Annotated in this window: 18 protein-coding genes; 10 read left to right on the plus strand and 8 right to left on the minus strand. The window is 65.7% G+C overall.

Annotated elements, in window-relative coordinates; genetic code table 11:
* Positions 1-3: 3 nt before the first annotated feature.
* The 6 genes from phaP to H607_RS0102290 all read right to left on the minus strand — a co-directional run bounded on the left by phaP (position 4) and on the right by H607_RS0102290 (position 4,295).
* Positions 4-603 carry a TIGR01841 family phasin gene (gene phaP, locus H607_RS11340; protein ID WP_051240571.1) on the minus strand — a complete coding sequence of 200 codons (600 nt, stop codon included), beginning with the start codon at positions 601-603 and terminating at the stop codon, positions 4-6.
* 180 nt (positions 604-783) lie between these two features.
* Complete coding sequence (locus H607_RS0102270; RefSeq protein ID WP_028874089.1) at positions 784-1,560, minus strand: enoyl-CoA hydratase; 777 nt, start codon at positions 1,558-1,560, stop codon at positions 784-786.
* Between the two features lie 29 nt (positions 1,561-1,589).
* Positions 1,590-2,111 carry a lipopolysaccharide transport periplasmic protein LptA gene (gene lptA, locus H607_RS0102275; protein WP_028874090.1) on the minus strand — a complete coding sequence of 174 codons (522 nt, stop codon included), beginning with the start codon at positions 2,109-2,111 and terminating at the stop codon, positions 1,590-1,592.
* Complete coding sequence (lptC, locus tag H607_RS0102280; protein WP_028874091.1) at positions 2,108-2,791, minus strand: LPS export ABC transporter periplasmic protein LptC; 684 nt, start codon at positions 2,789-2,791, stop codon at positions 2,108-2,110. The genes lptA and lptC overlap by 4 nt, the downstream gene beginning before the upstream one ends.
* Positions 2,788-3,315: a KdsC family phosphatase gene (locus H607_RS0102285; protein WP_028874092.1), complete on the minus strand. Its 528-nt coding sequence runs from the start codon at positions 3,313-3,315 to the stop codon at positions 2,788-2,790. Before H607_RS0102285 ends, lptC begins: the two co-directional genes overlap by 4 nt.
* Positions 3,315-4,295, minus strand: a complete 981-nt coding sequence (locus H607_RS0102290; RefSeq protein ID WP_028874093.1) for a KpsF/GutQ family sugar-phosphate isomerase — start codon at positions 4,293-4,295, stop codon at positions 3,315-3,317. Before H607_RS0102290 ends, H607_RS0102285 begins: the two co-directional genes overlap by 1 nt.
* 68 nt (positions 4,296-4,363) lie before the next feature.
* Here H607_RS0102290 and H607_RS0102295 point away from each other — a divergent pair, with 68 nt between their 5' ends.
* A complete protein-coding gene (locus tag H607_RS0102295; RefSeq protein WP_028874094.1) occupies positions 4,364-6,334 on the plus strand; it encodes a monovalent cation:proton antiporter family protein in 1,971 nt (656 codons plus the stop codon).
* Between the two features lie 10 nt (positions 6,335-6,344).
* On the opposite strand, the gene H607_RS0102300 is transcribed toward H607_RS0102295, so the two are convergent.
* Both H607_RS0102300 and H607_RS11345 read right to left on the minus strand, forming a co-directional pair.
* Positions 6,345-6,899, minus strand: coding sequence for a FlgO family outer membrane protein (locus H607_RS0102300; RefSeq protein WP_028874095.1), 555 nt, complete (start codon positions 6,897-6,899; stop codon positions 6,345-6,347).
* Positions 6,896-7,525 carry a FlgO family outer membrane protein gene (locus H607_RS11345; protein WP_157381258.1) on the minus strand — a complete coding sequence of 210 codons (630 nt, stop codon included), beginning with the start codon at positions 7,523-7,525 and terminating at the stop codon, positions 6,896-6,898. The genes H607_RS0102300 and H607_RS11345 overlap by 4 nt, the downstream gene beginning before the upstream one ends.
* A gap of 153 nt (positions 7,526-7,678) precedes the next feature.
* Here H607_RS11345 and H607_RS0102310 point away from each other — a divergent pair, with 153 nt between their 5' ends.
* The 9 genes from H607_RS0102310 to H607_RS0102350 are packed head-to-tail and all read left to right on the plus strand — an operon-like array spanning position 7,679 to position 13,489.
* A complete protein-coding gene (locus H607_RS0102310; RefSeq protein ID WP_028874096.1) occupies positions 7,679-8,509 on the plus strand; it encodes an ABC transporter ATP-binding protein in 831 nt (276 codons plus the stop codon).
* Positions 8,506-9,288, plus strand: coding sequence for a lipid asymmetry maintenance ABC transporter permease subunit MlaE (gene mlaE, locus H607_RS0102315; protein WP_028874097.1), 783 nt, complete (start codon positions 8,506-8,508; stop codon positions 9,286-9,288). Before H607_RS0102310 ends, mlaE begins: the two co-directional genes overlap by 4 nt.
* Positions 9,289-9,316: 28 nt before the next feature.
* The gene (gene mlaD, locus H607_RS0102320; RefSeq protein ID WP_028874098.1) at positions 9,317-9,790 is read left to right on the plus strand and encodes an outer membrane lipid asymmetry maintenance protein MlaD; all 474 of its coding nucleotides are present in this window, start codon (positions 9,317-9,319) and stop codon (positions 9,788-9,790) included.
* A gap of 18 nt (positions 9,791-9,808) precedes the next feature.
* Positions 9,809-10,549, plus strand: coding sequence for an MlaA family lipoprotein (locus H607_RS11350; protein ID WP_037989238.1), 741 nt, complete (start codon positions 9,809-9,811; stop codon positions 10,547-10,549).
* Positions 10,550-10,590: 41 nt separating this feature from the next.
* Entirely contained in the window at positions 10,591-11,244 is a 654-nt protein-coding gene (locus H607_RS11355; protein WP_211218443.1) for an MlaC/ttg2D family ABC transporter substrate-binding protein, read from the plus strand.
* Positions 11,241-11,558: an STAS domain-containing protein gene (locus tag H607_RS0102335; protein ID WP_051240573.1), complete on the plus strand. Its 318-nt coding sequence runs from the start codon at positions 11,241-11,243 to the stop codon at positions 11,556-11,558. The genes H607_RS11355 and H607_RS0102335 overlap by 4 nt, the downstream gene beginning before the upstream one ends.
* Positions 11,555-12,448: an ABC transporter ATP-binding protein gene (locus H607_RS0102340; protein ID WP_028874100.1), complete on the plus strand. Its 894-nt coding sequence runs from the start codon at positions 11,555-11,557 to the stop codon at positions 12,446-12,448. Before H607_RS0102335 ends, H607_RS0102340 begins: the two co-directional genes overlap by 4 nt.
* Positions 12,441-13,211: an ABC transporter permease gene (locus H607_RS0102345; RefSeq protein ID WP_028874101.1), complete on the plus strand. Its 771-nt coding sequence runs from the start codon at positions 12,441-12,443 to the stop codon at positions 13,209-13,211. Before H607_RS0102340 ends, H607_RS0102345 begins: the two co-directional genes overlap by 8 nt.
* Entirely contained in the window at positions 13,208-13,489 is a 282-nt protein-coding gene (locus H607_RS0102350; RefSeq protein WP_245563162.1) for a BolA family protein, read from the plus strand. Before H607_RS0102345 ends, H607_RS0102350 begins: the two co-directional genes overlap by 4 nt.
* Positions 13,490-13,492: the final 3 nt, after the last annotated feature.

The following is a 13,492-nucleotide window of genomic DNA, read 5'->3' on the forward strand; positions in this document are numbered from 1 at the left end:
GACTCAGGCCGCACTCTGGGTGGTTTTCTTGGCTGCCGTCGCCGTGGGGGCGGCTTTGGTGGCGAGCTGCTGCGTGGCGGAAGTCACGGCCTTGACGGTGGCGTTGGTGGCCGCCGTCATGTTGGCCTCGGCGATCTCGGCCACTTGCTTGGCGGCCTTGGCGAGGTTGTCATAGGCACTGTTGGCCGCCGCGATGGCGGACTTGGCCGCCGCGATGACCGTCTCGGCGCCGGTGGGCGCGGACTTGGCCATCTTGTCGAGCAGCTCGATCATCTGCCGGTTGAGCTCGGAGAGCTGGGTCTCGACGATCTTGGCGATCTCGGTCTGGCTTTGCTGCAGCACTTCGTAGACGTTACGCTGATAGGCGAGCGTCTTCTCGATCGAGGGCGTGAGCGCTTCTTGCTGCAGCTTGAAGAATTCCTGCGCGTCCTTGGTCTCGGCCACTTGCTTGGCATGCGCGAGCGACTGTTCGATCGCTTCGCGCAGGGCGTTCGTCTGCAGCGCGATGAGGCGCTCGATCGTCGAGAATCCGGAGCTGGCCACGGCGAGCCAGGCATCGGAGAGTTGGCGGCCGCGTTGAGTGAGGGTGTCGACGGTGCTCATGGTAGGTCCTCCTTGAGGGATTGGGATTGCTGCATCGCAGCAACACACTCACTATAGTTCAAGGGATGGTGCGTGTCAAGTGATTTTGTGCACTGCACAAAGCCTTTGAATCGACGACTTTTTGAAAGGTTCCTTGCCACGATCCCCGCCTCAGGGGATCGTGGTGCACGTGCGGCGAGATCAGCGGTGCTTGAACTGCGGGGCGCGCTTCTCGAGGAAGGCGGCCATGCCTTCCTTCTGGTCTTCGAGCGCGAAACTGGAATGGAAAGTGCGGCGCTCGAAGAGCAGCCCTTCGTTGAGAGGGCCCTCGTAGGCGCGATTGACGCACTCCTTGATCATCATGACGACCGGCAGCGAGTAGCTGGCGATGGTCTTGGCCGTCTCGAGGGCATCTTCAAGCAGCCGCTCGGCCGGTACCACGCGCGCCACCAGACCGCTGCGCTCGGCTTCTTCGGCGTCCATGAAGCGGCCGGTGAGGCACATCTCCATCGCCTTGGCCTTGCCCACGGCGCGCGGCAGGCGCTGGGTGCCGCCGGCGCCGGGCAGGATACCGAGCTTGACTTCGGGCTGACCGAACTTGGCGGTGTCGGCGGCGATGATGAGGTCGCACATCATGGCGAGCTCGCAGCCGCCACCCAGGGCGAAACCGGCCACCGCGGCGATCACCGGTTTGCGGCAGGTCTTGACGCGTTCCCAGTTGCGTGTGATGTAGTTGCCCTTGTAGGCGTCCATGTAGGAAAAATTCGCCATGGCGGCGATGTCGGCCCCGGCGGCGAAGGCTTTTTCATTGCCGGTGATGACGATGGCACCGATCCCTTCATCGGCCTCGAAGGCATCGAGCGCCTGCCCCAATTCATCGACGAGCGCGTCGTTGAGGGCATTGAGCTGTTTGGGTCGATTGAGCCGGATCAGGCCGACGCGGCCGTGGGTCTCGACGATGATGTTTTGATAGTCCATGAAGCGCTCCTCTTGTGGGTGGGAAAAATTCATTGTTCCTCGGTGTTCTTGGGCTGAATCACGGCGCGCACGCGGCCCGAAGGGGCGCTGGAGGTGCCGCCGGCGGTGGTGACGTAGTACTGATCGGTGTTCTGGTCGTACTCGATGTAGGCACCGCGCACTTCGTCGTCTCCGGAAGTGGCGCGGGCCCGTCCGATGAGCTTCACTTTGCTCGTGCGCGCGTCGTATTCGAGCCGCTCGCCTTCGCCGGTGACCCATTCGCCGTTGTCGCGTTTCTGCTTGAATTTGGCGAGCTTGCCGCCTTGGGCGGTGGCCACGCCCGTCTTGAATCCCTGCTCGTCTTGAGTCACGACCACGCGATCGCCCCAGATCTCGAGCGTGCCTTGTTGGAGGTGGACGTTGCCCTCGAAAACGTGGACTTTTTGTCGGTCGTCGACGTGAATGCGGTCGGCGTCGATCTCGATGGGCTTTTGTTTGTCGGCCTTTTCCGCGTGGGCGAGCGGCATGGCAAGCAGGAACAGCAGACAGAAGGACAGGAACACGCGGGTCATCGGCTGGGGCTCCGTCTGGGGGCGGGTTGGCGGGAACTGGGGGTGGCACGCGGTGCGGGCGCGGTAGCCTTGCCGGCAGCGGGTTTGGCTGGAGCAAGCACATTGGCAGCCGCCTTGGGTTCGGGCGGCCAATGCACGTGCGCGTTGCCGATCAAGGTGATTTTCGAGAGCTGGTCTTCGGCTTCCATCCGGTCGCCGGTGGCGCGCCGCTCACCGCGCGTGATCACGACGGGCAAATCGGAGCGGGCACGGCCGTCGTCGGGCCACCAGATGAGCATCTGCCCCTCGTAGCGCGTTTCGGCGCCGTCGAGCAGGCGGGTGACGAGCACATCGCCGAAGGCTTCGACCCGTTCGCCATGATTGAAGACGTCGGCCCGCTGGGCGCGACCGGTGAAGTGCACGTCGTCGCGCAAGGACGTGACGCGAGGGCGCTCGAGCGCGGTCCGGTCATTGGCGAGGTAATGGACGGCATGATCCGCCTCGACGTGGTGCGTCGGCAGGCCGGCATCGGAGTAGACGTCGACCACGAGCTCGCCGGAGACGAGGTCGATCTCGGCGGCAGGTTCGGCGACAGTGGGCTGGGTGAGGAGATTCACCCGCCGCTCGAGCCAGATGGAGAATCCCGCGACCAGCGTGGCGAAGAGCAGCGGCAGGAAAACGGCAGGGCGGGGCAAGTTCATCGGGGGTGGAGATAAGGCGTGAGGAGCTCGTCCCAGCGTCCTTGCGCGTGCAAGAGGAAGTCGCACAGCTCGCGCACGGCGCCGCCGCCGCCGGGACGGGAGGCGATCCAGTCGGCGCGTGATTTGACGAGCTCGTGCGCATCGGCCGGCGCCGCGCTGAAACCGCAGGAAAGCATGAGAGGGAGGTCGACGACGTCGTCGCCCATGTAGCCGGCCTCCTCGAATTCCAGCCCGCGCTCGGCGAGTCGCGCGGCCATCTCGCTGCGTTTGTCTTCGATGCCCATGGCGAGCGGCAGACCCAGTTCGGCACAGCGCTGCGCCAGGGCGGCGGAGGTTCGGCCGGAAATCACGATCGGTTCGATGCCGGCGCGGACGAGCAGCTTCAGCCCGTGTCCGTCGAGGGTGTGAAACGCCTTGAGGGTGTCACCCTCGGGACCATAGTAGAGACGGCCGTCGGTGAGCACGCCGTCGACGTCGAACCCCATCAGGCGAACGCGGGCGGCTTTGGCCGTGGCGGTGGTCATCACAGCACCTTGGCGCGCATGAGGTCGTGCATGTGCAGCGCCCCGACGAGCCGGCCGTCCTCGACCACCAGCATCTGGCTGATGCGCGCATCTTCCATGCGGCGCGCCGCTTCGGCGGCGAGCGCCTCGGGGGAGATGGTCTTGGGCGATGGGTTCATGCGCTGCGCGAGCGTCTCGCTGCGCAGGTCGGCGCCCTGTTCGATGGTGCGGCGCAGGTCACCGTCGGTGAAGATGCCCAGCGGCCGGTCGTCGGCATCGACCACCGCGACCATGCCCATGCCGCCGCGCGACATGGTGAGCAGCGCTTCGGTGAGGGGAACGTTGGGTGGCGCGGTCGGGACCTCGGGACGCGGGCGCATGACGTCGGCCACGCGCGTGAGCAGCCGGCGCCCGAGCGCGCCGCCGGGGTGCGAGCGGGCGAAATCCTCCGGACCGAAGCCGCGCGCTTGCAGGAGCGCGATCGCGAGCGCGTCGCCCATGGCGAGCGCGGCGGTGGTGCTCGCAGTGGGGGCGATGTTGTGCGGGCAGGCTTCTTCGCGCACGCTCACGTCGAGGTGCACGTCGCTCTGGCGCGCGAGCGGCGAGTCCGGCCGACCGGTGAGGGCGATCAAGGCGGCGCCCTGGCGCTTGATGGCGGGCAGGATCATCAGCACCTCGTCGCTCGCGCCAGAGTAGGAGATGGCGATGACGACGTCGTCGGGGGCGATCATGCCGAGATCCCCGTGCGCGGCCTCCGCAGCATGGACGAAGTAGGCGGGGGTGCCGGTCGAGGCGAGGGTGGCGGCGATCTTGCGCCCGATATGGCCGGATTTGCCCACGCCGGTGACGATGACCCGGCCGCGCGCGCCGAGGACGAGCCGCACGGCTTCGGCGAAGGAAGGACCGAGCCGCTCGGCGAGGGCGGCGATGGCTTCGGATTCGATGCGCAGGGTGCGCCGGGCGCTCTCGAGGATGCGCCCGGGATCGAGAGGGCGATCCATGGGCTCGGCTGCGGCCTCGTTTATACTGGGAAGCCCAGTATAGCAAAAACGCAGGGAGCGGGTTTTTCATGGAGGGAGGCTTGACGACGGTCTTGCTGCTGCTGGCGGGTTCGCTCGCGGCGGTAGCCTTGTTCAAGAGCATGGGCTTGCCGGCGCTGATGGGGTATCTGCTCGTCGGCGTGGCGGTGGGGCCGCACGCGCTCGGCCTGATGCCGGAGGAGGGCGGGGCGGCGGTGTTGGCCGAGTTCGGCGTCGTCTTCCTCATGTTCTCGATCGGCCTGGAGTTCTCGTTGGCGCAGTTGAACGCGATGCGCCGCGTGGTCCTGGGCCTGGGGGCGCTGCAGGTGCTCGTCACGCACCTGGTGTTCACGCTCCTCGGCTGGTCTCTGGGTTTGTCGCTGCTGGCGGCCTGGGCGCTGGGCGGGGCACTGACGATGTCTTCGACGGCCATCCTCTCGAAACTGCTCGTCGAGCGGCTGGAGCTCGACAAAGCGCACGGACGGGAAGTGATCGGTGTGCTGCTCTTCCAGGATCTGGCGGTGGTGCCGCTGCTCATTCTGGTGCCCGCCCTGGCGGCGCCCGACGGCGAGCGCTGGTGGGTGACGCTGGGGGCGGCGGTGCTCAAGATCGCCGTGCTGCTCGTGCTGGTGCTGCGCTTCGGACAGCCGGTGATGCGCCGCTGGTTCACCTGGGTGGCGCGGCAGAAATCGCCCGAACTCTTCATGCTCAACGTCCTGCTGGTGACGCTGGGAATGGCTGCGCTCTCCAACGCCCTGGGGCTGTCGCTGGCGCTGGGGGCGTTTCTCGCCGGCATGCTGATCTCGGAGACGGAATACCGCTACCAGGTGGAAGAGGACATCAAGCCGTTTCGCGATGTACTGCTCGGTCTCTTCTTCATTACGGTGGGCATGTTCCTCGACGTGGGCGAGGTGACGCGCAATTTCGTCTTCGTCGTGCTGCTGCTCGTCGGCATGCTGGGCATCAAGGCGGCGGTGGTGTGGGGCGCCTCGCGCGCCCTGGGTTCGAACGCGGCAGTGGCGATGCGCTCGGCACTGTGGCTATGTACGGGCGGCGAGTTCGGCTTCGTGCTGCTCGCGCAGACGGCGGGGCTGGGTCTGCTGCCGTCGGCATGGCTGCAGACGGCGGTGGCGGCGCTAGTCTTGTCGATGCTGGCCGCACCCTTGATCGTCGCGGTGTCCGATCGGCTGGTGCTGCGCTTCGTCGCCTCAGAGTGGCTCGCCCGTTCGATGGAACTCACCCAGATCGCCTCGCGCACCATGCTCGTCAAGCAGCACGTCCTGGTACTCGGCTACGGGCGCACGGGTCAGTATCTGGCCCGGCTGCTCGAGCACGAGGCGGTGCCCACGGTGGCGCTCGACCTCGATCCCGAGCGGGTACGGGAGGCGGAAGTGGCCGGCGAGAACGTGCTCTATGGCGACGCGAGCCGGCGCGAGACCCTGATCGCGGCCGGGCTGCTGCGGGCGCGGGCGGTGGTGGTGACCTTTGCCGAACTGGGGGCATCGCTGCGCGTGCTGGCGGTCTTGCGCGAATTGCGCCCGGATGCGCCGGTCGTCGTGCGTGCGCGCACCGAAAACGACGTCGATCGCTTGATGGCGGCCGGGGCGACGGCGGTGATCTCGGAGGCGATCGAAGTGAGCCTGATGCTGGCCACGCACACGTTGGCCCTCATCGGCATGCCGCTCACGCGCGTGGCGCGCCGTATCCGCGAGATCCGGGCGCAGCGCTATGCCCTGCTGCGCGGCTATTTCGCCGGCCGCTCCGATGAGGGTGAAGAGGGTGAGGGGGGCATGCGCCTGCATTCGGTGTTGCTGCTGCCTGATTCCTGGGCGGTAGGGCGGCGCCTGGGAGAGGTGGGGTTGGAATCATGCGGCGTGACGGTGGCAGCGGTACGCCGGCGCGGCATCCGCGCCCAGGCGCCGGAGCTCCAGCTGGTATTGCAGGCGGGCGACGTGGTCATCCTGCGCGGCGAGCAGGCAGCGCTCGAGCGTGGCGAGGCGATCCTGCTGCAGGGGCCTTGAGGGGCGAGGATCAGTCGCCCACCGTGGTGCGCAGTTTTTCCCGGCTGCTGCCACCGCGGCGGGTGGGTTCGGCCCCAAAGCAGCGCTCGGGGATCTGGCCCGTGGCGGCGGCGCGCACCGTGCCGTCGAGCAGGTCGATACGGCGCACGCCAAGCTGGAGCGCATCGCCCACGCGGCGATAGGTGCCGACGAGGGCATGGCGATCGACGACGCTGTCCTGCCGGATCTCCTCGGGATTGCGGGTGAGCAGACGCAGGCCGTCTTCGTCGAGGGTGAGGTGTTCGCTCACCTCGACCTGGCGCATGGGCGCGGTGCAATGCCGGCTCCACGCGAGGCCAAACGCTTCGCCCAGCGCTTTGCCGTAGCGCCCCGTGCGATAGCCGTCGACTTCGACGAAATCGGCGATGACGACGCTCCCCCCGCGCGGGCAGGTTTGCCGCGCCATGCGTCCGAGCTCGCTTTCGATCGCGTCGTGGCACATGCTGGCTGTGGGGGCGAGGCCGCAGGCGGAAAGCAGCGCCGCTGCGAGCAGGGCGGCGGTCGTGCTCCGGCAAAGGCGAGTCATTTGCCGCGGATGATGCGCATGGGTTTGAGCTGGTCGCCGTCGACGAGTAGACGGGCGACGAAGTCGTCGATCGGCAGGCTGATCTGGCCGGAGCTCACCACTACCCCCGTATTGACATCGATGACCCGGGCATTGACGAAGACCTCGTTGTCGGTGATCGAATAGGTGCCGGCGAGCACCCCGGCGACCAGATATTGGTATTCGAGCAGTTTGGGGTCGCGCGTGAGGACGAATTCGCCCGCGGGATTCACGGCGACCGCCTTGCTCAGGCGGATGTCGTAGACGTTCCAGTGGCGCACCTGCAGCTCGTGGATGAGGTTTTCGGTGATGAGCCGGCCGAGCGGTGAGGTGTCGTCGAGGTTGTCGAGATTGACGAAAGTGCTGGCAAGCACGGCCGGTAGCAGGTTCTTGTGCTGGATGTTGCGCTCGAGCTGGTCGGCGAGGGACGACATCGCGGCATTGAAGCGCGCCGCTCCGCTTTGCCAGGCGATCGCCGTGCTTCCAGCAGCGGCTGGTGTGCTGCCAGTGTCGGCCGGCTGAACGACGGCTTGGGTGCAACCGACTAGGGCAGACAGAGCGACGAATAGCCAAGGCGTACGGCTGGCAAGGGGTTGATGGTTCTTCATGATCGGGCTCCTGATCTTTGATGGGGTATCGGCGACTACTGGACGAAACTTTAGCGATTTATCGGCGAGGTTGCCGTTGTAGACGAGAGGGTGCCCGTTTGCCGCGTCTGTCGCTTCGTGTATCATTGGCCGATCCGAGGCGGAAGTGCGACGGTGACGACGAATCCTCATTCTGCAGATCCTGTGGTCGAGTTGCGCGGCGTCGATGCCGGCTATGGCGATCGGCTGATCCTGTCAGGCATCGATTTTTCGGTGCGCCGCGGGCAACTCGTGGCCGTGATGGGCGGCAGCGGTTCGGGCAAGACCACCTTGCTGCGCCTCGTCTCCGGCCAGTTGCGCGCGCGCAAGGGTAGTGTGCGCGTCTTCGGCGAATCCCTGGAGAAGATTTCCGAAAAGGAGCTCTACGCCCTGCGCCGGCGCATGGGGATGCTCTTCCAGTTCGGGGCGCTCTTCACCGATTTGTCGGTCTTCGACAACGTTGCCTTCCCGTTGCGCGAGCACACCGATCTGCCCGAGTCGATGATCCGCGACCTCGTGCTCTTGAAGCTCAACGCGGTGGGTCTGCGGGGAGCCGCCACGCTCATGCCCAGTGAGCTCTCGGGTGGCATGGCGCGGCGCGTGGCGCTTGCCCGCTCGGTGGCGCTCGACCCGGAACTCATCATGTACGACGAGCCTTTCGCCGGGCTCGATCCGATCTCGCTCGGCGTGATCGGGCAGGCGATCCGCAAGCTCAACGATGCGCTGGGTGCCGCCTCCATCCTGGTGACGCACGACGTGGTCGAGTCGCTGTCCATCGTCGATTACGTCTATCTCGTCTCGCAGGGGAAGATCATCGCCCAGGGCACGCCCGACGAAATCCGGAATTCCCCCGATCCCTTCGTGCATCAGTTCATTTACGCCGAAGCCGACGGACCCGTGCCGTTTCATTATCCGGCGCCTCCCCTCGAAGAAAGCTTGCTCCTCGAAGCGGAGGTCGCGCCATGATCCAGCTGCTGCGTACCCTGGGGCATCTCACCGTCGATGGGGTGTGGCAGGTCGGATTCGCGACCCGCTTCCTCTTCGCGATGCTGCGCCACTCGGGGCCGTCGTTCGCGCGTTTTTCCCTCACGATCCGCGAGCTCTATTTTTCCGGTGTGCTCTCGCTCGTCATTATCGTGGTTTCGGGCGCGTTCGTCGGCATGGTGCTGGGCTTGCAGGGCTACGACACCCTGCAGCGATTCGGTTCGGAGTCGGCGCTCGGCAGCATCGTGGCGCTGTCGCTGCTGCGCGAGCTCGGGCCGGTGGTGGCGGCGCTGCTCTTCGCCAGCCGTGCCGGTTCGGCGGTCACCGCCGAGATCGGCCTCATGAAGGCCACCGAGCAGCTCACGGCCATGGACATGATGGCCGTCAACCCTATCGCCCGCGTGGTGGCGCCGCGCTTCTGGGGCGGGGTGCTGTCCATGCCGCTCTTGGCGGCCATCTTCAGCACCGTCGGGGTCATCGGCGGCTGGTTCATCGGCGTGGTGGTCATCGGCGTGGACAACGGCACCTTCTGGTCGCAGATGGCCAATTCCGTCGACTTCCGCGAAGACGTGGTGAACGGTGTCGTCAAGAGCTTCGTGTTCGGCTGGGCGGTGAGCCTCATCGCGGTCTTCCAAGGCTACGACTGCACGCCGACGGCCGAGGGCGTGTCGCGGGCGATCACGAAGACGGTGGTCTATTCCTCGCTGATGGTGCTGGCGTTGGATTTCATTCTGACTTCTTTCATGTATATCGGTAAATGACGGACGGGCGACGGTCCCGGGAGTGGCGATGAATCGAGCGATACTGGATCTGTGGGTGGGGGCGTTCGTGGCGCTGGGGTTCGCGGCGCTGATGTTCCTGGCGATGCAGGTGGCCAACGTCTCGGAGGAAGGGACGCGGGGCGAGACGATCACACTGCGCGCGCGCTTCGAGGACATCGGTGGGCTCAAGGTCAAGGCTCCGGTCAAGAGCGCCGGGGTGGTCGTGGGCCGGGTCGCAGCGATCCGTTTCGACCCGCAGACGTACCAGGCCGAAGTGGAAATGAAGGTCTCGGCGGCCTATCCTTTTCCCAAGGATACGATCGCTTCGATCTTGACCTCGGGCCTCTTGGGCGAGCAATATGTCGGGCTGGCGGCCGGAGCCGATAGCGAGATGCTCAAGGACGGCGATCGCATCGAGATGACCCAGTCGGCGCTGGTGCTGGAAAAGCTGATCGGCCAGTTCCTGTTCAACAAGGCGGCCGAAGGTGGCAGCAACAAATAACAAGGAAAGGGGAACGAGGTGAACAAGAGAACCCATGCGATCGCGGCGATCGCCGCCTGTGTGGCGATGTCGGGCTGTGCGACCAGCCAGCCGTCCAATCCCAAAGACCCTTGGGAGGGCTTCAACCGGGCGATGTTTCAGATCAACGACGCGCTCGATACCGTCGTGATCCGCCCGGCGGCGGTGGTCTACGACAACGTCCTGCCTTCGCCGGTGAAGACGGGCGTGGGCAACTTCTTCAGCAACCTGGGTGATCTGGGCAACGCGGCCAACAACCTGCTGCAGGGCAAACCCCAGGCGGCCTTGAACGATCTCGTTCGCTTCGCCTTCAACTCCACCTGGGGTCTGCTCGGCGTGCTCGACGTCGCGTCCGAGGCAGGACTTCCCAAACACAACGAAGATTTCGGCCAGACGCTCGCCGTGTGGGGCGTGGGCGACGGCCCCTACCTGGTGCTGCCGCTCTTCGGTGGTCACAACCTGCGCGACACCGCCGCGCTGCCGGTCGATTATTACAGCGATCCGACCACCTACGTCGAAGGCGATGCGGCGAAGTATTCCTTCAAGGCGGCCGAGATCGTCGTCAAGCGGGCCGAGCTGCTGCCGGCCGATCGGGCTACGGAAGGGCAGATCATCGACAAGTACGCCCAGATGCGCGACGTCTACTTCCAGCGGCGGGAATATCAGATCTACGACGGCAACCCACCGATCAAATATGAAGATTTCGACGGCAACGGCGCTTCGAATGGCGGAACGCACTGAATATCCGGCTTCCCAGAGCCCGACATGAGAGAGGATGTGCAATGAAGCAGACGATGATGTGGAGATGGTTGGCAGCCTGCCTGGCTCTACTGGCCCTGACGTGGGGGGCGGCCCTGCGGGCCGAACCGAAAGCCCCCGACGTGCTGGTGAAAGAAATCTCCGACGAGGTGATCGAGCAGCTCAAGCAGCATCCGATCAAGACCGACGCGGACATGAACGAATGGCTCGCCTACGTGGAGCAGCGTGTCCTGCCGCATTTCGACTTCGAGCGCATGACGATGCTCGCCGTCGGTCAGCCCTGGCGCCAGGCCACGCCCGAGCAGCGCAAACGCCTCACCCAGGAATTCAAGACGCTGCTGGTGCGCACCTACGCCAACGCGCTACGTGAGTACCGCGACGAGAAGCTCGAATTCAAACCGCTGCGCATGGCCCCCGGTGACAAGACCGTTCGGGTCTCTTCGATGGTGATCCGCCCCGGCAGCGAGCCGATCGCCATCGACTATGTGATGGAGCTGAAGAACGACGGTTGGAAAGTGTTCGACGTGGTCGTGGCCGGCGTGAGCCTCGTGACGAGCTATCGCAGCACCTTTGGGCAAGAGATCCAGGCCAAGGGGATCGACGGGCTCATCCAGACGCTCGCCGAGAAGAACGCCCGCGGCGAGACCATGCCGGCCGACACGGCGAAGCAGGGGTGAGCAAGACGATGTCCGATACGGGGCCGACGATGCGCGTCTCGCTCGAAGGGCACATCGATCTGCGCAGTGTCACCGGTTTCCTCGAGCGCTGGCCGGACGGGGTCACTGCCGGATCGCGCGTCCTCGTCGATGCCGCCGGCGTGAGCGCTTGCGATTCTTCCTTCGTGGCGCTGTTGATCGAATGGCTGCGTCGGGCGCGCCGTTGCGGGGCCACACTCGAGATCGCGCGGCTGCCGCAGCAGGCCCTGGCGCTTGCCCAGCTCTACGGGGTCGATGCCCTGCTGCCCTTGGCGCCGGAGTCGGCCGGGACATGACCGCTGCCATCGCCTTGCAAGGCGCCGTCAAGCGCTTCGGCGACTTCACGGCGCTCGCCGGCGTAGACCTCACCGTCGAGCGCGGCGAATTCTTCGGCCTGCTCGGACCCAACGGGGCGGGCAAGACCACGCTCATTTCGCTTTTGGCCGGCTTGGCGCGACCCAGCGCCGGCAGTGTGCGCGTCATGGGCTTCGATGTCGTTCGCGACTACCGCCAGGCGCGCCGGGCTATTGGCGTGGTGCCGCAAGAACTCGTCTTCGACCCTTTCTTTACGGTGCGGGAGATCCTGCGCATCCAGTCCGGTTACTTCGGACTCACGCGCAACGAGGACTGGATCGAGGAACTATTGCACGGCCTGGGGCTGGCCGACAAGGCCGAGGCCAACATGCGCACCCTCTCGGGCGGGATGAAGCGTCGGGTGCTGGTGGCGCAAGCCCTGGTGCATCGGCCCCCCGTGATCGTGCTCGACGAGCCCACCGCGGGCGTGGACGTAGAGCTGCGCCACGGCCTTTGGCAGTTCATCCAAAAGCTCAACGAGCAGGGGCATACGATTCTCCTCACCACCCATTATCTCGAAGAGGCCGAGTCGCTGTGCCATCGCATCGCCATGCTCAAGGCTGGCCGGATCGTGGCGCTCGATACCACCGAGCGGCTGCTCGCGCGCTTTCAGGCCCATGAGCTCGAGGTGCGGCTCGATCGTCCCGAGGCGGCGCTCGCCCTGGGTGGAGTGGCGGGCGAGGATGGCTGGGTACGCATCCCCTTCGAGCACTATGCCGACATCGAAGGTCTTTTGCGCCGTCTGCGCGAGGGGGGTGCAGAGGTGCGCGAGCTGCGCGTGGGTGAGCCGGATCTGGAGCGCGTCTTCGTCGAGGTGATGCGAAGTGCCTGAATGCTTCGGTGCGGGGTTCCGCACGCTCTTCTACAAGGAAGTGATGCGCTTCTGGAAAGTGGCCTTCCAGACGGTGGCCGCACCCATCCTCAACGCGCTGCTCTTCCTGCTCATCTTCTCCAACGTGCTCGACCGGCACGTGACGACCTACGGCGAGGTGCCTTATACCGCCTTCCTCATCCCGGGCCTTGCGATCATGTCGGTGCTGCAAAACGCCTTCGCCAACTCCAGCTCCTCGCTCATCCAGAGCAAGGTGACGGGCAACATCGTTTTCGTGCTCCTGCCTCCTCTGTCGCACCAGGAATTTTTCTGGGGCTACGCGCTCGCCTGCGTGGTGCGGGGGCTCGCCGTGGGCTTGGGGGTGATCCTGGTGGGGCTCGTCTTCGTCGATCTGCCGCTCGCCGCGCCGCTGTGGGCGCTCGCTTTTGCGGTGATCGGTTCGCTGCTGCTGGGGTCGCTGGGAATCGTCGCCGGCATCTGGGCGGACAAGTTCGACCAGCTCGCCGCCTTCCAGAACTTCCTCGTCATGCCGCTCACCATGCTCTCGGGGGTGTTCTACTCGATCGCGGCGCTGCCTCCCTTCTGGCAGAAAGTGTCGCACCTCAATCCCTTTTTCTTCCTGATCGACGGCTTTCGCTATGGCTTTTTCGGCCAGGCGGACACCAATCCCTGGGTGAGTCTGCTGGTGTCGCTCGCGGCCACGGCCGTGGTGGTGGCGCTGACGCTCGCCATGCTCGCCCGCGGCTACAAATTGCGTCAATGAGCTTTCTGGAGTCCGACATGTACGATCCCAAGGCGATCGAAGCGGCCATCGCAGCCCATCTGCCCTGTCTGCACGTCCAGATCGAGGGCGAGGACGGGGTGCATTTCACCGGCCTCGTGGTGAGCGAGGCGTTTCGCGGCAAGCGCAAGGTGCAGCAACACCAGATGGTCTATCAGGCGCTGGGGCCGGCGATGGGCACGGAGATCCACGCCCTTGCGCTCACCACCCTCACGCCCGAGGAGTGGGAAAGTCTGCGCGCTGAGCTCGAGCCGCGCTGAAGG

It is taken from the genome of Tepidiphilus margaritifer DSM 15129 (assembly GCF_000425565.1).
Lineage (GTDB): Bacteria > Pseudomonadota > Gammaproteobacteria > Burkholderiales > Rhodocyclaceae > Tepidiphilus > Tepidiphilus margaritifer.